Consider the following 20,475-nt stretch of genomic DNA (forward strand, 5'->3'; position numbering starts at 1 on the left):
AACATATTATTCTGATCGAAAAAAGTAGAGTTATTTTATTAAATATTTGAAAATCATAATATTAATTTAAATCCTTATAATGAGATAAAGATAATATTATTAAATGTCTGTTTAATATTTTATAAACTATATCAATTTTATAGATTACATTGATAATATAAATCATGGATTATTGTGTATACCTTAAAAATATTTATACATTTGTAGCCTAATTTAATCTTTTTACCCCTTATGAAACGAATTCTACTCATGTGCTTGATGTGGCTGGCTTCCAGTATGTCTGCACAGATTACCCTGGGCTCTGGTACTAACAAAGGGCCCGCTCCGGTAAGTACCTATTACGGATACTCGTATGTTCAGCAGATTTTTCCAAAATCTGAGATCAATGCCAATGCTGCCGGTAATATTACAGGGTTGAAGTTTTACTTATCTTCAACAGCTACACTTACCAATTCCAATGCCTGGGTGGTTTACATCGGTCATACCAGTAAGACGTCTTTTACCTCCACATCAGATTGGGTTCCTGTAGCCAACCTTACCAAAGTATTTGACGGTACAGTAACCAACAATGCAGGGGTTGTGGAAGTGACTTTCACTACACCATTTGCCTACAATAATGTAGATAATCTGGTTATTGCGGCAGAAGAAAATCAGTCGGGATATGATTCCAATAACTCTTCTGAAGCCATGTATGTGTATGCTTCTTCTGCTAATTCAACTTTGTATTACAGAAATGACACTACCAATCCGGATCCTGCAGGAACGCTTCCTGCAGGAACGCTGTACGGAAGCAAATCTCTTGTTACTCTGGTAGGCCTTACAGCAAGTGCAACTCCTTCCTGCCCTGTTGTTACGGCTCCTGCTGCAGCCGCTACAGGTGTTTCTGTAACACCAACTATTTCCTGGAGTTCCGTTAACAGTGCAACAGGATATAAGTTATCTGTAGGAACTACCGCAGGTGGTACAGATGTTTTAAACAATCAGGATATTACAAGTGGGACCTCTTACACTTTTACAACACCTTTACAGTATTCCAAGCAATACTATTATTCTGTAAATGCATACAGTGCTGGAGGAACATCAGCTGGATGTGCCCAGAACAGTTTTACGACAGCCAATATTCCTTGTCCTGTAGTGACGGCGCCTGCATTGGGAGCGTTTGGAGTTTCTACAACACCAACTATTACATGGACTGCCGTAACAGGGGCTACAGGTTATAAGCTATCTGTAGGAACTACTTCCGGAGGAACCAATGTATTGAACAATCAGGACCTAGGTAATGTGACTTCATATACTTTCTCTTCAGCTCTAAACGCCGGGACGAAGTATTATTATACACTGAATTCATATAATGCAAATTCTACGTCTGCATCATGTACAGAAAGAACATTCTCTACTTTATGTGCTGCTGCAACAACATTCTCTCAGAATTTTGATAGCATAACCACACCAGACTGGCCAATGTGCTGGGGTAAAGTAGGAAGTACAGGTAGTGCCTATACTCAGGCGAGTACAGCTATATCTTCCCCGAATAATATGTACATCTATGCTTCTTCCACTACTTCACTTCCGGTAGTTTCAATGCCGCCTGTGAGTACATTGCAATCCGGTAACTACAGACTTAGATTCAAGGCAAGAGGAAACTCCACTGCCGGAGGTAAGATAGAAGTAGGATATTTAACCAACCCTGCAGATGCTACCACATTTGTTAATTTGTCTACTTTTACCACAACGAGTATAACTACTGTAGATAACTTTATTGTAAACAATATTACGGCACCATCAGGAGTTACTACATTAGCTTTCAGACATACAGGAAGCCCTGCATACTCTGTTCTTATTGATGATGTTGTTTATGAACTGGTTCCTTCATGTGATGCACCGACTGCATTAGCAGCGTCAGCGGTAACTTCAAACAGTGCCACCATATCCTGGACAGCTCCTTCTGCTGCTCCTGGTAGCGGATATCAGCTGTATTACAGTACATCTTCAACTGCTCCGACTGCTTCTACAACCCCAAGCATCTCCAGTATAACCTCAACATCAGCTAATTTACCAGCTACATTAAGTGCTTCTACACAATATTATGTATGGGTAAGATCCAATTGCGGAAGTTCTCAGAGTGCATGGTCTTCGGTTTTAACCTTTACCACTGAATGTCTGCCTGTTTCTACATTACCATGGTCTGAAAACTTCGATGCTATGACTAATGTTGGTTCCAATATTCTACCTGCATGCTGGGCTTCTACTGCAGGAGGATATAGCTCTACAGAAAACTATACCTCAGCAACCAGTGCGGGAAATACCTATAATAATCCTAAGTCAGCTCCGAATTATGTAACGATTTATTATCCTACTACGAATGCAGCTTATCTTTGGACTCCTAAATTTGCCCTTACAGCTGGACAGTCTTATGACTTTACTTTCTATTGGGTAGGTGATGGTCTTACAGGATGGCAGGGAGATGTAGTGGTGAACGGCACACAATCCCCAACAGGAGCTACTTCATTAAGTAATTTCCTTACCCCTACGCAAACTGCAACCGGAGGTTCGGAAAGTACCAATTACACCAAAGTGAAAGTAACTTTTGTTCCAACCACTACAGGTAACTATACTTTCGGTATTAAATCACTGGCTACTACCTATGTGCCTTACTATTTAGGATTTGATGATTTCAGCCTGATGCTGTCTCCTTCATGTACGGAACCAACTGCATTGACTGCTTCTGCAGTTACCACAACAGGTGCTACCGTATCTTGGACCGCACCTGCAACGGCACCATCAGGATATCAGGTGTATTACAGTACTTCACCTACAGCTCCTACAGCTACAACAACTCCTTCTATAACTGGGGTAAGCGGTATGACAACTCCGCTAACGAATTTAACGCCAGGTACTACCTATTATGTATGGGTGAGATCCAACTGTGGAGGTTCACAGAGCATCTGGTCTTCATCATTATCCTTCACTACGGCTTGCGTTGCTGCAACCGTTCCGTATACCTTGAATTTTGACAACGTAACCGTTCCGTCATTACCGGTTTGCGGATCTACAGTAAATGCCGGATCTGGTAAACAGTGGGTAACTGCAGCGGCGCCTACCGATATTACCGGATTTAATTCCAATGTTCTGAAATATGGATATGATACAGCTAATGCAGCCAATGCATGGTTCTTTACACAAGGAATTAACCTGACCGCAGGAACACAGTATACTATTTCTTACAAATATGGAAATAACAGCATATATTATACTGAGAAAATGAAAGTAGCTTACGGGACTTCTCCATCAGTTGCAGGAATGACCAATGCATTGGCAGATTATTCTTCCATCAATGATAATACACTTCATACGGAAAGCATTACTTTCACACCAACTGCTTCAGGAACGTATTATTTCGGATTTAATGCTTATTCTGATGCTAATCAGTATAACCTTTATCTTGACGATATCAGCATTATCAATACTGCACTGGGAACTTCTGAAGTAGCCGGTAACAGAAACGATATCAGGGTATATCCTAATCCGTTCACAGATGTACTGCATATTTCTGACATTTCCAAAGTGAAGTCAGCTTCAGTAACTGATATTGCCGGAAGATTGATAAAAACCATAGCCAATCCTGCTGAAGCGCTTAACTTAAGCGAACTGAATTCAGGAATGTATCTGATAACATTGGATATGAAAGATGGTTCTAAACAGACTATAAAAGTCATCAAGAAATAATTTTTTAGATACCATAAAAAATGAATAGCGGCAGTACTGCCGCTATTTTTTTTGCTTAAATTTTAATTTTTATGCATTCAATACAAAAGTTTATTGTTACTTTTAAGGTAAGAATCGCTAAGAAATAAACTTATGGTAAAAATTTTATTTTCATGTTTACTAATGATAAGCCTATCATTATCTGCCCAGATTAGTCTGGGAACGGGAAGTACGGATGTCGGTGTGGCTCCGGTAAGTACCTATTACGGGTACTCTTATGTACAGCAGATTTATACGAAACAGGAAATCAATGCTAATGCTGCGGGAAATATTACAGGGCTCAAGTTTTATCTTGATCCATCGATGTCCTTAACTAACTCTTCCAACTGGACAGTGTATGTTGGCCATACCTCCAAAAATTCTTTTTCATCGGATACAGACTGGGTACCGTTGTCTCAGCTTACTCAGGTGTATTCTGGTGCTGTAACCAATAACAATGGAGTGGTAGAAGTTACTTTTGCTACTCCCTTTGCTTATAATAATACAAATAATCTGGTCATCGCTGCAAAAGAGAATACCCCGGGTTATGATGATAATGATTATGATGATGTTTTCTATGTATATGATGGTGTATCAGGTTCTTCCATTTATTATAAGGATGACAACACTATTCCTGATCCTGCATCACCGCCTATGGGGAATCTGGTGCCTTATAAGTCCGTAATAACCATTAATGGGCTAACAGGCAGCAGCCTGCCTGCGTGTCCGGTCATTACATACCCTGCCAATAATGCGGTATCAGTACCTTTGTCACCCAACATTACATGGATTGCCTCACCAAATGCCACGAGCTATAAAGTTTCTATAGGAACTACCTCCGGAGGCACAAATGTAGTAAACCAGCAATCTGTAACAACTACAGGATTTACACCTTCAACCCCTCTTGTACCGAATACCAACTATTATCTAAGGGTCGTAGCAGTAGGACCCGGTGGAGAATCAGCGGGTTGTACAGAAGTCATGTTCAAAACATTGCCTCCTCCACCCGGAAACGATGACTGCTCAGGGGCGATATCTTTAACGGTAAATCCGAATATGAACTGCAGTAGTACTACACAGGGATCCACTCTTGGAGCTACGGATTCTGGTTTAATTCCTGATCCTTGTTACGGAGAACCGGACGATGATGTTTGGTTTAAATTTGTGGCAACGGCGACTTCGCATTACATTTCCCTCAGCAATATTGTTTCAGTAGGAACAGTTTCTAATGATACGGATACGTATTTCCAGGTATTTAGCGGAAGCTGTAGTAACCCTTCTAGTATTCTTTGTTCGGATGATACTTCAGCACTTGTGAGTAACCTGACTGTAGGAGACACCTATTATGTAAGGGTATACAGTTATTATGGCGCTGGAAGTAACCAGAGTTTTAATATCTGTGTAGGCACTTTACCGCCTCCACCAGCCAATGACAGCTGCTCAGGTGCTTTGGTAGCTTCAGCTTTCCCTTATACTTATACTCAGTCCGACGGGGCGGGTGCTACAAATAACTCAGGGTTTGTCACAGCATGCAGCAATGCGATGAACGACGGAACATGGTTTACTTTTACAGGAAACGGAAATGCCTTTACTGTTTCGGTAAATATGCCTGCGGGAAGCAACTTTGATCCTCAGATCGGTGTCTATACCGGTACATGCGGAAATCTTGTTTGTGAAGGTACAGTTGATAATGCATTTGAAGGAGGTACTGAAACAATAACATTCACTACCACTGCAGGGACAGTTTATTATGTTAATGTAGGAGATTACAGTGGCTTTACAGATAACCTGGAGGGAGCATTTACGATCAACATCACCAATAATAATCTGGGTACTTCAGAAACAGTGAAATCTAAAAATGATCTCCAGATATATCCTAATCCTTTTACTGAATCATTCCATATTTCAAATGCGGATAAAGTACTATCTGCTTCTATTTCGGATATGTCAGGGAAACTGGTTAAAACCATTTCCAATCCGGGAACGGCGATCCATGACGGAGAGCTTATCTCAGGAATGTATGTGGTTACGCTTGAATTGAAAGATGGGTCTAAACAGACGCTGAAAATAATCAAAAAGTAATAACTTGTACTGAAAGCGGCCTCTAACGGCCGCTTTTTTATTAACTGTATTGATGGGTCAAAAAAAAGCATTTAAAGATTACGGTCATATTTTTTAATGAGAAGGTATTTAAGAATTGGTAGGGCTGCAGACAAGGCATAGGTATGATATGTATAATAAATACCATGCAAACAAACAGGGAAGCATAAGCTTCCCTGTTTTATTTTCAGCTTTATTTGAAAAGCAGTTTTTTCTATATAACTATTTATCCGCCGGAACAGGCTGAAGATCTCCTGTATTGAGTGTTGAGAAAACAGCTGGGAAAAAAGTAACAAGGATAAAATAAATGACGATCATCAATATGATCAGAGAGAAAAGAACAACAACTAAGGTATTGGGCTTATTTTTCTTTTTTGGTTCCATGATTCTGTGGTATTTTGTTAATAGATATCTGATGCGGAAACCTAAGCTAATTTCTTGCCACATTGCTTACAATACCTGGCATCATCATCAATATCTTCATTCCCGCATCTCTCACATACCTTTTCCAGGTTCTGTCGCTTATTGCGCATTTCTGCTGTTACAATTCCGGTAGGTACGGCAATAATGGAATAACCGGCGAGCATCAGGATAACCGCGAAAAATTTGCCCAGTGGCGTAATCGGGGAAACATCCCCATAACCAACCGTAGTCACGGTAACTACAGCCCAGTAAATAGATTGCGGAATGGTTTCAAATCCCTGCCTTCCGCCTTCTACCATAAACATCATGGATCCTACGATAACGGAGAAGATAATCAGGAAGAGCAGGAAGATGTAAATTTTTCTTGAACTGTTCTTCAGTGCCCTAACGATCAGGTATCCGTCATTCATGAAATCCAGAAGATTGAAGATCCTGAAAACCCTGAGCATCCTAAGCATCCTGAAAATCAGGAAATATTTGGTGACCGGAAAAAAGAAGCTAAGATAAAATGGGGTAAGTGCCAGGAAATCTATGATCCCGAAAAAGCTGAAGATATAACTTTTCTTATTTTTTACCACGGCAATTCTCATCCAGTATTCAATGGTGAATAATATTGAAATGATCCACTCAAGCACCAGAAAGGTATAATGGTATTTCTTTCCCAGCTTAGGAATGCTCTCTGTCATGATAATGGCAGTGCTGGCAAAGATTAGTGATAACAGGACAATATCGAACAATTTTCCGAGCCGGGTGTCTGAGCGGTAAATAATTCTGTAGAGGAACCTCTTCCACAGCACATCTTCGGGAACAAGGTTGTGTTCTCTTTCCATGTATCGGTTTTTTACTTATTTAAATTATCCCTATTTTCGTAACAAACATACAGAATAAAATGACAATACGCGATGTAATTTTAAAAATAGAAAGCAGGCTTCCCCTGCAGCAGGCAGAAAATTTTGATAATGTAGGTTTGCTGTGCGGACTGCCGGAACGTAATGTAAGCGGAATCATGGTTTGTCATGATGCATTGGAATCTGTGGTTGATGAAGCCGTTCAGAGGAATTGCAATCTTATTGTATGCTTTCACCCCATCATTTTTTCCGGCCTCAAAACTTTAACGGGTAAAAACTATGTAGAAAGGGCTGTGCTGAAAGCCATTGAAAATAAAGTTGCAATCTACGCTGTCCATACAGCTTTCGATAATGATTTATTCGGAGTCAATGCCGGGATATGTGAGAAGCTGGGACTGAAAAATACCAGGATTCTTCAGCCAAAAAAGAATAACCTGAAGCAGCTCACCGTTTTTGTTCCATCTGAGTACAGTGGACAAGTAAGGGAGGCTCTGTTCGCTGCGGGTGCAGGCAGTATAGGGTTCTATGATGAATGCAGTTTTACCGTGAACGGACATGGGACTTTCAGGCCTGTAGAAGGGGCAAATCCGTTTTCAGGTCAGCAGAATATCCGTGAGAATGCAGATGAGGATATGGTTTCGGTTATCTTTGAAGCCTACAAACAGGGAAGGATCATTACGGCTATGAAAGAGGCACATCCTTATGAAGAAGTTGCGCACCAAGTGTATCAACTGGATAATGATCATCCATATTCCGGTCTGGGAATGTTTGGCGAGCTGGAAGAGGCAATGGAAGAAACTGATTTCCTGAGGATGGTAAAGGAAAAGTTTGGCCTTCATGTTATCAAACATTCTGACTTTACAGGGAAACAGATCAGGAGAGTAGGAGTACTGGGCGGTTCGGGGGCAGACGGTATCGCTGCGGCACTTGCAGCCAACTGTGATGCCTACCTTACCGGAGACCTTAAATACCATGATTATTTCAAAGCGGAATCACGCATGCTCATCTGCGATATAGGTCATTATGAATCAGAACAATGGGTTGCCCAGCAATTATTTGAAATATTGTCACAAAAATTTAGTACATTTGCAGTCTCAAAATCTAGCGAAAAAACAAACCCAGTAAATTATTTCCTTTAGATATGGCAAAAACCAACGATATTTCAGTTGAAGAGAAATTAAGAGCTTTATATGATTTACAGATCATTGATTCAAGATTGGATGAAATCCGAAATACAAGAGGAGAATTGCCAATCGAAGTAGAAGATCTGGAAATTGAAATTGAAGGGCTTGAGAAAAGAGCTGAAAAATTTCATGCAGATATCAAAGATCAGGATGACCAGATCAAGACCAAACATGAAGTGATCAACCATGCAAAATCCCTTATTGAAAAATACAAATCCCAACAGGATAACGTAAGAAACAACAAGGAATTTGAAGCCTTAGGTAAAGAAATGGAATACCAGGAGCTTGAAATTCAGCTTGCTGAGAAGAGAATCAAAGAATTCGGTGCGAAAATCGCTCACAAAAACGAAACTCTTGATGAACTGAACAGAAAGATTGATGAGCTTAGGAACCACCTTAAGTTTAAGAAAGAAGAACTGGAAGGACTTATCGCTGAAACCCAGAAAGAAGAGGAGTATCTAATCGAGCAGTCTAAAGAATATGCAGGTAAGATTGACGATCGTCTTCTGGCTTCATACAACAGGATCAGAACCAGCTCGGTAAACGGTCTTGCGGTAGTAGGACTGGAAAGAGGAGCTCCAAAAGGATCATTTTTCACCATCCCGCCACAGAAACAAATGGAAATTGCCCAGAGAAAGAAAATCATCATCGATGAGCATTCCGGAAAAATCCTTGTAGACGACGAGTTGGTAATGGAAGAAAACGAAAGAATGAAATCTGTGATTAAATTTTAAGGATCAGATTCATCCCTATAAAAGCTGTTTCAAATCATTGAAACAGCTTTTTTTATGGTGATTACGACTATATCCTATAGAAATTTTCATTAAAAAAGCCGTTCCCAATCAGGAACGGCTTCAGTTTTATTCGTGGTGGCCATACATTTTAGTGTACAGGTCTATGAATTTTTCTTTTACGGCCTTTCTTTTCAGCTTCAGTGTAGGTGTCAGCAATCCGCTTTCCACAGTCCAGATCTCCGGAGTCAGCTCAATTTTCTTGATCTGCTCCCAATTGCCCAGATGCTCATTGGTTTTATGGATTTCCTTTTCAATCCTGTCCTTCAATTCCTGACTGCTGGCAATCTCCTGAGGTGTGGAACCAATGGAAAGGTTGTTGCGCATCGCCCAGGTTTTTGCAAATTCAAAATCTGGCTGGATCAGTGCGCAAGGCATTTTTTCGCCATCACCTACAACCATGATCTGTTCAATGAATTTGGATGCTTTAGCAAGGTTTTCGATGGTTTGCGGAGCAATATATTTTCCACCGGAAGTTTTAAACATCTCTTTTTTACGGTCTGTGATCTGCAGGAACCCGTCACTGTCTATGTTACCGATATCTCCTGTCCTGAAGTACCCATCGTCTGTAAATGCTTCCTTGGTCATTTGTTCGTTTTTAAAATATCCTTTGAATACGGAGGGCCCTTTTACGGTAATCTCTCCATCTTCCTGTATTTTTACGCTTAAATTATCTAAGGGCAGCCCTACGGTTCCGATCTTCATCTTCTCAAAACTGTTGACAGAGATCACCGGTGATGTTTCCGTTAATCCATAGCCTTCCAGGATAGGAATTCCGGCATTCTGAAACAGTAAATTAAGCCGCGTGGATAGGGCAGCGGATCCCGAAACCAGGGTGATAATTTCGCCACCAAGGCCTTCCCTCCATTTTGAAAAGACGAGCTTGTCTGCAATAAGCTGCTGTATGCCGGAAGGTTTTGAAATCTCTTTCTTTTTGCTGAGCAGGTCAAGGGCCCAGAAAAATATCTTTGATTTAAGGCCTCCCGATGAAGCTCCGGTATTATAGATCTTATCATATACCTTTTCTACAAGCCTTGGAACCACACTCATGTAATGAGGCTTCACTTCCTTTACATTTTCACCCATCTTATCGATGCTTTCGGCAAAATAAATAGAAAAACCATTGTACTGGAACAGGTAGAACAGCATCCTTTCAAAAATATGACAGATCGGAAGGAAGCTGAGCACACGGGTATCTTTGTAATCCAGGCTTTTCTTTTTAGGGATACGAGGTACGGAACCCAGGACATTGGAAACGATATTATGATGCGTAAGCATGACCCCTTTGGGCCTGCCTGTGGTTCCCGATGTATAAATAATGGTTGCCAGGTCTTCTGCATGAATGGAATTGGACAGGTCTTCAACCTCAATTTGTGTGGAATCGTCCTCCCCAAGATCTAAAACCTCCCTCCAGTTGGCCGCTCCCGTAATATTGTCAAAGGTAAAAATCCCCTGAAGTGACGGGATATTGTTTTTTACCTTAACCACCTTTTTCAGCAGGTCTTTATCAGAAACAAAACAGTACTTGATTTCTGCATTGTTAAAGATAAATTCATAATCTTCCGGGGAAATATTTGGATATACGGGAACCGATACCACCCCGATCTGGGAAAGCCCCAGGTCCATGATCGCCCATTCGGTACGCGAATTGGTTGTGATCAATGCGATCTTGTCGCCGGGCTTAATGCCCAGTTTTAAAAGTCCCCGGGATATTTTATTGCCTTCGCTCACAAACTGCTGTGTAGAGGTCTTCTTCCATTCTCCATTGTATTTCGTAACGAACATATCCGTTTTCGGAAGTTTTTCCAGAGCATAATGAGGAATATCAAATAATCTTTTAATCGTCATGACTTTTTTAGCATTTATAGGATTTTAAATATAAGCATTTTTATAAAACTACCGCCAATCTCGTTTATTATTTTCAAATGTCAATTATTTTTTCAGATTTGCCCAAAAAGTGTAAATTAGCGACCATCTAATTATTCAATTTTTATGGACTTTAATTTATCAGAAGAACAGCTGATGATTCAGCAGGCAGCACGGGATTTTGCACAAAACGAACTATTACCGGGCGTTATCGAGAGAGACCGGGATCAGAAGTTTCCTGCAGAACAGGTAAAGAAAATGGGAGAAATGGGCCTTCTGGGAATGATGGTGGATCCTCAGTACGGAGGTGCGGGAATGGATAGTGTTTCTTACGTTTTGGCAATGGAGGAGATCGCAAAAATAGATGCTTCTGCCGCTGTTGTAATGTCTGTAAACAACTCATTGGTATGTGCCGGGCTGGAAAAATTTGCTTCTGAGGAACAGAAAGTGAAATACCTTACACCATTGGCCAGCGGACAGGTGATCGGGGCTTTCGCCTTATCAGAGCCTGAAGCAGGTTCCGATGCCACCTCTCAAAAGACTACAGCAGAAGATAAAGGGGACTATTACCTTTTGAACGGGATCAAGAACTGGATCACCAATGGTGGAACGGCAAGCTATTATATCGTAATTGCCCAGACAGATCCTGAGAAAAAACATAAAGGGATCAATGCTTTTATCGTAGAGAGAGGTTGGGAAGGTTTTGAGATCGGGCCTAAAGAAGACAAACTGGGAATCAGGGGAAGCGATACCCACTCCCTGATTTTTAACAATGTGAAAATACCGAAAGAAAACAGGATCGGTGAAGACGGTTTCGGGTTTAACTTTGCTATGGCTGTACTGAACGGCGGAAGGATCGGTATCGCTTCACAGGCATTGGGGATTGCTTCCGGAGCTTATGAGTTGGCCTTGAAATATGCCAAGACAAGAAAAGCTTTTAAAACAGAAATCATCAACCACCAGGCCATCGCTTTTAAACTGGCAGATATGGCTACCCAGATTACAGCAGCAAGAATGCTTTGCTACAAGGCGGCTGCAGAGAAAGATGAGGGTAAAGATATCTCGGAAAGCGGAGCCATGGCAAAGTTGTATGCTTCTCAGGTGGCTATGGATACTACTATTGAGGCAGTACAGATCCACGGCGGATATGGTTATGTAAAAGAATACCATGTGGAAAGAATGATGAGGGATGCGAAAATCACCCAGATTTATGAGGGGACTTCTGAAATCCAGAAAATTGTGATCTCCAGAAGTATTGCGAAATAAAAAGCAGCTCTAAATACAAGCTCATCAATAAAACAGTAAAGGCTCTCCAAAAAGGAGAGCCTTTACATTTACAACCACAACACTTTAATATATATTGATAGGACAAAATTAGTCACAAACGTTATTTGAATCCCGGTTTTCGGCTTAAAATATTATTAAAATTATACTTCTGAATCTTTACCGCTTTCAGTCCTTCTTTTTTTCTTGTAAAAATAGTAACCGGCACCGGCAATCAGGAATAGTGGCCATAAGGGTAATATGAAAAGAAATACTGATGCAACGGCCTCCCATCCTGAAGATATGGCAGCCAGTGAACGACCGCCCAGAGTTTCAGGGTGCGTGCTTTCACCAGGGTTTTCGGATCCGTACAGGGTAATATCTACTTCGCAGAGGGTATTCCGGATGAAATCTTTTCCCGACACCTCAATGCTCTGCGTTTCCACCTTACCGATGTTGTAGCTTAGGTCATCCATCAGGTAATCAAACTTCTGGATCGGGATTTTAATCCTGAGATAAGCAATTTTCTTTTCGTTGTTATTCAGTGAAATATTTTCGCTTTTTAGAAAGCCGTCATATTTTTCCACTTGCTGTATCACCGTTTCTTTCGCAGATTCGGGATCACTCACCGTAAGCTCCAGGGTCCCGGTTTTTACCAGCCTGTCGGCAACGGCAGCTTTTTCGATGGGTTGTTTTTTTGGCTGGTTTTTATAAATCACTTTGGTCTCGCGGATCACTTTCGGAGCCTGAACATTGACCACTATTTTTTCTTCCTTATTATTTTCGGCAGAATCCTTTTTTCCGGGGGCGGACTCCAGTTTTACAGATGCTATACTTTCGGTAAGGGAATCAATGCTTTTCGACTGGGTTTCGATTTTTTTCCTGATCTCATGGCCGGTATCATCCAGTTCTTTGATCCGGATTCCGGCAGAGTCAGCTACAGTCCGGTCTTCATCATGGATATTTTGTATGGTATGACTGATATCTGACACCGTACTATCTGCGGTTGCAGCTGTATTTTCCCATTGGGAGGTACCTTCAGCCTTTTTACACATGATACAGGTGCAGGCAACAGCGGCGGATAATAGAAACTTTTTCATAACGTAATTTTTTTGTTGGAGTAAAATTAGCTGCGCTGCCTTGTGCAGTTTTGTAAAAGGAATGTATTGTCCGGGTAAAGTTGTAATTGTGTAGACAATCAATGTATTATTTTTATTTTACAAAAAATTTACAAGCGTTATGCTACAATCATGTACGTAAATCTCAAATAACCATATAAAAATCCAATTGGACAGGAACGGATCAATGGGTGTTTATTCCTTTTTCTTTTCCGTATTTCAAATTAATAACCAATTTCATGATCGGATTTTATTCTGCTGTAGGATCCAACTTTTTTTAGGCCACCTAGTGAAAAATGTACAATACATATGCAACATTTTTACAATTTTTCCATGTTGGTTTATGCAAATAAGGGATTAGATTTATATTGACATTAAAACAAATGCAATGAGAAAAATCATTCTGTTTTCAGCGATCATTTTCGCCGGATCTATCAGTGCCAAAAATAATATGTCTAATCATTCAGTATCTGAAGAGGCAAACCAGCAGATTTTCAGTTTAACTCGCTATCTCGTTACCATAAAAACTGTTTGCGGAACTATGTATCAAACTGTTTTCGATTCTGAATCTGATTCAGATGACTGTCTTTACAATGAATGGGAAATGTATAATAACCGGGATTGCGGACATACCAGCTATGAAAATCCAATAACTTAAAAGAAGCAGAGTTTAGTCTTATATTCTGCTAACCTGATGTCTAAATATTCTCAGCTGATGTGAGTATTTATTTAATGATGATATTTTAATTATTATGAAGCTATTATTGAACACATTGATGGCATTTTTCTGTTTCAGCTTTATCCAGGCCCAGGTCAATAAAGATTCTTCTGATATAGAAGTGAGGTATAATTTTACTTTTATACAAGATACTCTGGATAGCTCATCCGCACTATCCGAGCCTATGGTATTGCTCACTAACGGAAAGCAATCGATATACTACAGTGAAAACTATAAGGCGGCTGTAGATGGCTTTGGAAGAAAATTGAAGGATGCAGTGAAGAAAGGGGATATTGTTGAGCCGGGAACTCTTCCCCGATCTAAAGTAAGGCATAATGTGTACAAGGATCGTGACCATACTTACATTTCAAATTATTTAGGACAAAACTATTACACCTTTGAAAGTCCTGATCAAATGAAGTGGGAGATAGATCATCAGAAGACTGCTGTTATCGGTGGTTATACGTGCCATGAAGCAACAATAAGCACAGGAGGTAAAAACTTCTCGGCTTGGTTCACGTATGACATTCCGATCAGTGACGGACCTTATAAATTCAGGGGGCTTCCGGGCCTGATCTTACAGCTCAGTGAAACAAATAATTATATCCGTTTTGATCTGATCTCCATCCACAAAAAGAAGGTACCTATAGAGCCGAAAAAAGGAATACTGATCTCAAAAGAACAATACCTTTCAAAAAGAAAAGAATATATGAATGATCCGTATCAGGGTAAAATCAATAATCCGGAATACCGGAAAATAGCAGAAGAAAATAAAAAGAAATACAACAATGCTCTGGAATAAAAAAGGACTGCCTTGTGGTAAGCAGCCCATTATGAATTATGTATTTTTAAACTCACTGATGAAGTGCAGCTTCACATTCGGGAATTTTTCCTGCGTCATATGAATCGTAAAAGAGGAGTCGGCAAGGAATACAAGCTGATTGTATTTATCCCTGGCCAGGAACCTTTGCTTAAGCCTTGAAAACTCTTTGAATTCTTCAGATTTTTCATCCGCTTCCACCCAGCAGGCTTTATGCATGGACAGGGGCTCATAGGTACATTTAGCGCCGTATTCATGTTCAAGACGGTACTGGATTACTTCGTACTGAAGCGCTCCTACAGTTCCGATGATCTTCCTGCCGTTCATCTCAAGCGTAAACAACTGGGCTACCCCTTCGTCCATCAGCTGGTCAATACCTTTGGCAAGCTGTTTAGCCTTTAAAGGATCTGCATTATTAATGTATCTGAAGTGTTCCGGAGAGAAGCTTGGAACTCCCTTAAAGCTTAATTTTTCACCACTGGTAAGGGTGTCTCCGATCCTGAAACTTCCGGTATCATGAAGTCCGACAATATCACCCGGGAAACTTTCGTCTACCACTTCTTTTTTATCCGCAAAGAAAGCATTCGGGGAAGAAAATTTCATTTTTTTGCCTTCGCGTACCAGTAAGTAATTTTCATTTCTTTTGAAGGTACCGGAAACAATTTTTACAAATGCCAGCCTGTCACGGTGTTTAGGGTCCATATTTGCGTGGATTTTGAATACAAATCCCGTAAATACATTCTCCTCAGGTTTCACAATCCTTACATCACTTTCTTTAGGCTGTGGCATCGGTGCGATTTCAATGAATGCATCCAGAAGTTCGCGAACCCCGAAATTGTTCAACGCTGATCCGAAAAATACCGGCTGAAGATCTCCTTTCATATAATCGTCACGGTTGAATTCCGGATAAACGGACTGTACCAGTTCCAGTTCGTCACGCAGCGTCTGTGCAGCTTTGGAACCTATCGCATCGTCAATGGAAGTATCGTTGATATTGTCAAAGGTGATGGATTCACCTACTTTCTGTTTTTTTTCTTCCAGGAACAGCTGGATGTTATTTTCCCAGATATTATAGATGCCCTGGAAATCGCTTCCCATACCGATAGGGAGAGATAATGGGACTACACTCAGCCCTAATTTCTGTTCCACCTCGTCCAGAAGGTCAAATGCATTCTTACCTTCACGGTCCAGCTTGTTAATGAAAACCAGCATCGGGATGTTCCTCATACGGCATACCTGAACCAGCTTTTCAGTCTGTTCCTCAACCCCTTTGGCAACGTCAATTACTACAATCACAGAATCTACAGCAGTCAATGTCCTGTAGGTGTCCTCTGCAAAATCCTTGTGACCTGGTGTATCGAGGATATTGATCTTATGGCCTTTATATTCAAAAGCCAGTACAGAAGTAGCTACGGAGATCCCTCTCTGACGTTCAATCTCCATAAAGTCGGAAGTAGCACCCTTTTTTATTTTATTGGATTTTACGGCACCCGCCTCCTGGATCGCCCCCCCGAAAAGGAGAAGCTTCTCCGTAAGCGTGGTTTTACCGGCATCCGGGTGGGAAATAATTCCGAAGGTTTTTCTTTTCTGTATTTCTTTGATTAAGTCTGACATAGCATATTTTGAGTTTGCAAAAATCGTGATTTTTAATTGAATTTGAAAATCAATTTCCGCCACACCGGAATTTTAATCGCAATTCACTACATTTTATGCTTTAAATCCTATCTTAAATTGAAAAACCATCGGTTTATAATCCTGTTACCGGTAATTCATAAGCCTCAAATTACTTATCTTTGCTTCCAATAAATTTCGCACCAAGTATGGAAAACAGCAGATATCCTAAATTTACTTTTACATGGATCGGCGGATTGGTTTTGTTGATAGGGTTCTTTGCAGGGACTATGTTCATTTCCTCACTGAATGTGTTCTGGATGTTCGTATTTAAAACCAGCCTGCAGTATAAAGAATGGTTTCTGATGCTCACCAATGCAGCAGGATTCGTAACGGCCATTGCCTTTTTCGACTTATTTATCGTATGGCCATCCACAAAGAAAAAACTGAATTTCAATTTTTCACCGACCAACTTTTATACTTATCTCCTGATCTTCCCGATGATGCTGGGCATGATGTTTATCGGAGAATTTGTGACTTCACAGATTCCGGTTACCGGTCCGTTTTTCGGGAAATACTATGAGTTTTTCAGCCAGCTGATGGACCAGCTTACGGATGACCCGGCAGCTATGTTGCTGATGACGGTTATCATGGCTCCGGTATTTGAGGAAATTATCTTCAGGGGTATTATCCAGAAAGGCCTTTTGAATAAAGGGGTTAAGCCCTGGAAAGCGATTATGTATTCATCACTGATTTTCGGATTGGTACACGGCAATCCGTGGCAGTTTGCAGGCGCCGTTCTTCTGGGGGGAGTCCTCGGTTTAGTTTATTTCAAAACCAAATCCCTGCTTTTGCCGATGCTGCTGCATGGCTTTAATAACCTTTGTTCATGCATTTTGATGATATATACGGACAGTGAGAGCTTTTCACAGGCGCTGCACGTTTCCGAATGGGTAGTTCTGGCAGCGGGGATCGTCCTGTTTTCTGTTTTCTGCTATCTTTTTGTGAAAAAGTATAAAGTGCATTACGCTGAAATTTAAAAAAATATGAGCCAGGTATCCACCGGAATTGCCATATATCCAGGGATATCCATGGCCAGATAACAGATTAAAAAATAGATATGGAATTATTGGTTGCAACGCATAACCAGCATAAAAAAGAGGAAATCCAGCAGATCCTGGGACATGATTTTACGGTTAAGAGCCTTACAGATTATGATATTCATGAGGAAATAGTAGAAGACGGCGATTCTTTTAATGCCAATGCCCTGATCAAGGCGAAGTACTGCTTTGAAAAAACCGGGATTCCAAGCCTGGGAGATGACAGCGGGCTTGTTGTTGAATCACTGGACGGAAGACCCGGCATTTTTTCAGCCCGTTACGCAGGAGATCATGATTTTGCCAAAAATATCACCAAAGTTTTGAGTGAAATGGAAGGCGTTGAAAACAGGAGCGCTTATTTTATCACGGTTTTATGCTATTATGATGAGCAAGGAGCCAGATACTTCGAGGGCAGGGTGTACGGAAATCTGCTAACAAAGAATAAAGGATTTAAGGGATTCGGATATGATCCGATTTTTGTTCCCGACGGATACGGAATGACTTTTGCGGAAATGAATCCAGAGGACAAAAACAGGATCAGCCACAGAAAACAGGCACTGGACCTGTTCCTGGACTTCCTGAGATCTGATAACAGCAGTTTGTAGAACGATTCGGTACAATTAAAATATTTGCCGATGAACATAAATTATTGATTTGAGTACGTACTTAACCATATTAGGCTTTAATTCAGCCATTCCTACGATTAATTCATCGCCCACTGCACAGCTGCTGGAGATGGAAGAACGGCATTTCCTCATCGACTGTGGAGAAGGAACACAAGTACAGTTGAGGAAAGCCAAAGCTAAATTTTCAAGGATCAACCATATCTTTATTTCCCATCTTCACGGCGACCACTGCTTCGGGCTTCCGGGTCTTATCGCTTCATTTCGTTTGCTGGGAAGGGAGACTCCGCTTCATGTATATGGTCCCAAAGGCATCAAGAAAATGCTGGAAACCATTTTTACCATTACCGAAACCCATCGCGGATTCGAGGTGGTCTATCATGAGCTGGACAAAGATTATTCTGAAAAAATCTATGAAGATAACAGGGTAGAGGTCTATACCATTCCGCTGGATCACAGGATTTATTGTAACGGCTATCTGTTTAGGGAGAAACCTAAAGAAAGGCATTTGAACATGCAGCAAATAGCCAAGTATAACGAAATTGAAGTCTGTGATTACCATAATCTTAAAGCAGGAAAAGATTTTGTGCTGAGCGATGGTTACGTCCTGAAAAATGAAGTGCTTACTACAGCACCTGCACCTCCGGTTTCATATGCTTTCTGCAGCGATACAAGATACCTGGAAAGTGTAATTCCGATTGTGCAGGGTGTTACCGTTATGTATCATGAATCTACCTTCCTGCATGACCTTAAAGAAATGGCTGACTATACCGGACATTCAACAGCGCTTGAAGCGGCTACCATAGCGCAGAAGGCACAAGTGGAAAAACTTATTCTCGGGCACTTCTCCAATCGTTATGCGGATCTTACCGTATTCACGGATGAAGCCAGAACTGTTTTTCCAAATACCTATTTGCCCAAAGCACTGGAATGCGTGAAAATTTAAATAATGGTGATGAACTTTGAAGAACTGAAGAATTTCCTGGATGAAAAAGCGGACCGGTATAATACGGTGGATTTCATCAATGATGATCCTGTACAGATACCGCACAGGTTTTCTTTAAAAGAGGATATTGAGATTGCCGGGTTCCTGGCAGCAACCATTTCATGGGGAAACAGGAAAGCGATCCTGCGTTCCGCGGACAAAATGCTTGATATTATGGGAAATTCGCCTTACGATTTTGTCATGAATCATTCAGAGAGAGATCTGGCCGGTATTCAGGATAAAAGTATTCACAGGACTTTCAACGGGGAAGATTTTGCCTATTTTATACGTCAGTTTAATAAAATTTATAAAGAATATAAAAGCCTGGAAAATCTCTTTCTGGTTAATGAAGAGGAATCAAATTTTCTTCATTCTATAGAACGTTTCAGGAACGGCTTTCTGGAACCTGACAAGCACCGGAGCCATAAGCATGTCAGTTCGCCATACAAAAATTCGTCCGCCAAGAGGATTGTTATGTTTCTGAGATGGATGGTGCGAAAGGATAAAAGGGGAGTGGATCTCGGAATCTGGAAGAAGATTGATCCCCGCTACCTTTCCATACCCCTGGATGTTCATACAGGAAACGTTTCCAGGAAACTGGGACTGATATTACGGACACAGAATGACTGGAAAACGGTAGAAGAGCTTGACCGAATGGTCCGGCAGTTTGATGAAAGTGACCCTGCAAAATATGATTTTGCCCTGTTCGGACTCGGAGTGACCAAAGAATTGCTGTAAAAATGATAAAGATGAAAAATTACACAGAAAATAAAGAAGTGCTTGAAAAAATAGCCGACGGAATTACCTGGTGGATCGGTTCTATCCCTTCCCTCATTGCCCATACCTTATTTTTTATCACTTCTTTCCTGCTCCCTTTGCTGGGCCTTGTAGAATTTGACAAAATGCTTCTGATCCTTACCACGGTTGTTTCTCTGGAAGCTATTTACCTGGCCATCTTTATCCAGATGTCCGTTAATAAAAGCCATGAAAAAATAGAAGACATTCAGGAAGACATAGAAGACATTCAGGAAGATATTGAGGAAATCAGCGAGGATATCGAAGAGATTAACGAGGATATTGAAGACATCCAGGAAGATATTGAAGAAATTAATGAGGATGAAGAAGAGGAAGACCATAGCGAGCGTGCTAAAAATGTGATCCTGAAGAGCAATGTCAATTCTAATAAGAACGAAATCAAAGCACTCAAAGATAAAATTCAGGAACTTCAGGATATGATTGATGATCTGAAGAAAGATTAAAAGACGTCAAATAAGTTTCTGC

Annotated in this window: 17 protein-coding genes; 12 read left to right on the forward strand and 5 right to left on the reverse strand. The window is 40.8% G+C overall.

From position 1 onward, the window contains the following. Positions 1-231: 231 nt before the first annotated feature. A complete protein-coding gene (locus QE404_RS03080) occupies positions 232-3,726 on the forward strand; it encodes a fibronectin type III domain-containing protein (protein ID WP_307446329.1) in 3,495 nt (1,164 codons plus the stop codon). Between the two features lie 162 nt (positions 3,727-3,888). Continuing rightward, complete coding sequence (locus tag QE404_RS03085) at positions 3,889-5,826, forward strand: T9SS type A sorting domain-containing protein (protein WP_307446332.1); 1,938 nt, start codon at positions 3,889-3,891, stop codon at positions 5,824-5,826. 240 nt (positions 5,827-6,066) lie between these two features. Here QE404_RS03085 and QE404_RS03090 read toward each other — a convergent pair whose 3' ends face one another. Next, a complete protein-coding gene (locus QE404_RS03090; RefSeq protein WP_307446333.1) occupies positions 6,067-6,228 on the reverse strand; it encodes a hypothetical protein in 162 nt (53 codons plus the stop codon). A 41-nt stretch (positions 6,229-6,269) separates the two neighbouring features. After that, the gene (locus tag QE404_RS03095) at positions 6,270-7,097 is read right to left on the reverse strand and encodes an ion transporter (protein ID WP_307446336.1); all 828 of its coding nucleotides are present in this window, start codon (positions 7,095-7,097) and stop codon (positions 6,270-6,272) included. A gap of 59 nt (positions 7,098-7,156) precedes the next feature. Here QE404_RS03095 and QE404_RS03100 point away from each other — a divergent pair, with 59 nt between their 5' ends. Then, entirely contained in the window at positions 7,157-8,254 is a 1,098-nt protein-coding gene (locus tag QE404_RS03100) for a Nif3-like dinuclear metal center hexameric protein (RefSeq protein ID WP_307446339.1), read from the forward strand. 2 nt (positions 8,255-8,256) lie between these two features. Next, complete coding sequence (locus QE404_RS03105; RefSeq protein ID WP_307446342.1) at positions 8,257-9,033, forward strand: zinc ribbon domain-containing protein; 777 nt, start codon at positions 8,257-8,259, stop codon at positions 9,031-9,033. Between the two features lie 126 nt (positions 9,034-9,159). Here QE404_RS03105 and QE404_RS03110 read toward each other — a convergent pair whose 3' ends face one another. After that, positions 9,160-10,938, reverse strand: a complete 1,779-nt coding sequence (locus QE404_RS03110; RefSeq protein WP_307446345.1) for an AMP-dependent synthetase/ligase — start codon at positions 10,936-10,938, stop codon at positions 9,160-9,162. A gap of 144 nt (positions 10,939-11,082) precedes the next feature. On the opposite strand from QE404_RS03110, the gene QE404_RS03115 reads away from it, so the two are divergent. Then, positions 11,083-12,222, forward strand: a complete 1,140-nt coding sequence (locus tag QE404_RS03115; RefSeq protein ID WP_307446348.1) for an acyl-CoA dehydrogenase — start codon at positions 11,083-11,085, stop codon at positions 12,220-12,222. A gap of 161 nt (positions 12,223-12,383) precedes the next feature. Here the strand turns inward: QE404_RS03115 and QE404_RS03120 are convergent, their stop codons facing one another. Then, on the reverse strand, positions 12,384-13,319 hold the full coding sequence (locus QE404_RS03120) for a DUF4349 domain-containing protein (RefSeq protein WP_307446350.1): 936 nt from the start codon (positions 13,317-13,319) through the stop codon (positions 12,384-12,386). Positions 13,320-13,725: 406 nt separating this feature from the next. Here QE404_RS03120 and QE404_RS03125 point away from each other — a divergent pair, with 406 nt between their 5' ends. Beyond that, positions 13,726-13,995 (forward strand): hypothetical protein, encoded by a 270-nt coding sequence (locus QE404_RS03125; protein WP_307446352.1) that lies wholly within the window; start codon positions 13,726-13,728, stop codon positions 13,993-13,995. Positions 13,996-14,089: 94 nt separating this feature from the next. After that, positions 14,090-14,857: a GLPGLI family protein gene (locus QE404_RS03130; RefSeq protein ID WP_307446354.1), complete on the forward strand. Its 768-nt coding sequence runs from the start codon at positions 14,090-14,092 to the stop codon at positions 14,855-14,857. Positions 14,858-14,893: 36 nt separating this feature from the next. Here QE404_RS03130 and QE404_RS03135 read toward each other — a convergent pair whose 3' ends face one another. Next, a complete protein-coding gene (locus tag QE404_RS03135) occupies positions 14,894-16,489 on the reverse strand; it encodes a peptide chain release factor 3 (RefSeq protein WP_307446356.1) in 1,596 nt (531 codons plus the stop codon). A gap of 206 nt (positions 16,490-16,695) precedes the next feature. On the opposite strand from QE404_RS03135, the gene QE404_RS03140 reads away from it, so the two are divergent. The 5 genes from QE404_RS03140 to QE404_RS03160 all read left to right on the forward strand — a co-directional run bounded on the left by QE404_RS03140 (position 16,696) and on the right by QE404_RS03160 (position 20,453). After that, on the forward strand, positions 16,696-17,526 hold the full coding sequence (locus QE404_RS03140) for a CPBP family intramembrane glutamic endopeptidase (RefSeq protein ID WP_307446357.1): 831 nt from the start codon (positions 16,696-16,698) through the stop codon (positions 17,524-17,526). 74 nt (positions 17,527-17,600) lie between these two features. Continuing rightward, positions 17,601-18,191 carry an RdgB/HAM1 family non-canonical purine NTP pyrophosphatase gene (rdgB, locus tag QE404_RS03145; RefSeq protein ID WP_307453334.1) on the forward strand — a complete coding sequence of 197 codons (591 nt, stop codon included), beginning with the start codon at positions 17,601-17,603 and terminating at the stop codon, positions 18,189-18,191. A 49-nt stretch (positions 18,192-18,240) separates the two neighbouring features. Further along, positions 18,241-19,155 carry a ribonuclease Z gene (locus tag QE404_RS03150; protein WP_307446359.1) on the forward strand — a complete coding sequence of 305 codons (915 nt, stop codon included), beginning with the start codon at positions 18,241-18,243 and terminating at the stop codon, positions 19,153-19,155. Between the two features lie 9 nt (positions 19,156-19,164). Beyond that, positions 19,165-19,932 (forward strand): TIGR02757 family protein, encoded by a 768-nt coding sequence (locus QE404_RS03155; RefSeq protein ID WP_307446360.1) that lies wholly within the window; start codon positions 19,165-19,167, stop codon positions 19,930-19,932. 11 nt (positions 19,933-19,943) lie between these two features. Continuing rightward, complete coding sequence (locus QE404_RS03160; protein ID WP_307446363.1) at positions 19,944-20,453, forward strand: DUF1003 domain-containing protein; 510 nt, start codon at positions 19,944-19,946, stop codon at positions 20,451-20,453. Positions 20,454-20,475: the final 22 nt, after the last annotated feature.

The organism is Chryseobacterium camelliae (assembly GCF_030818575.1).
GTDB classification, from domain to species: domain Bacteria; phylum Bacteroidota; class Bacteroidia; order Flavobacteriales; family Weeksellaceae; genus Chryseobacterium; species Chryseobacterium camelliae_A.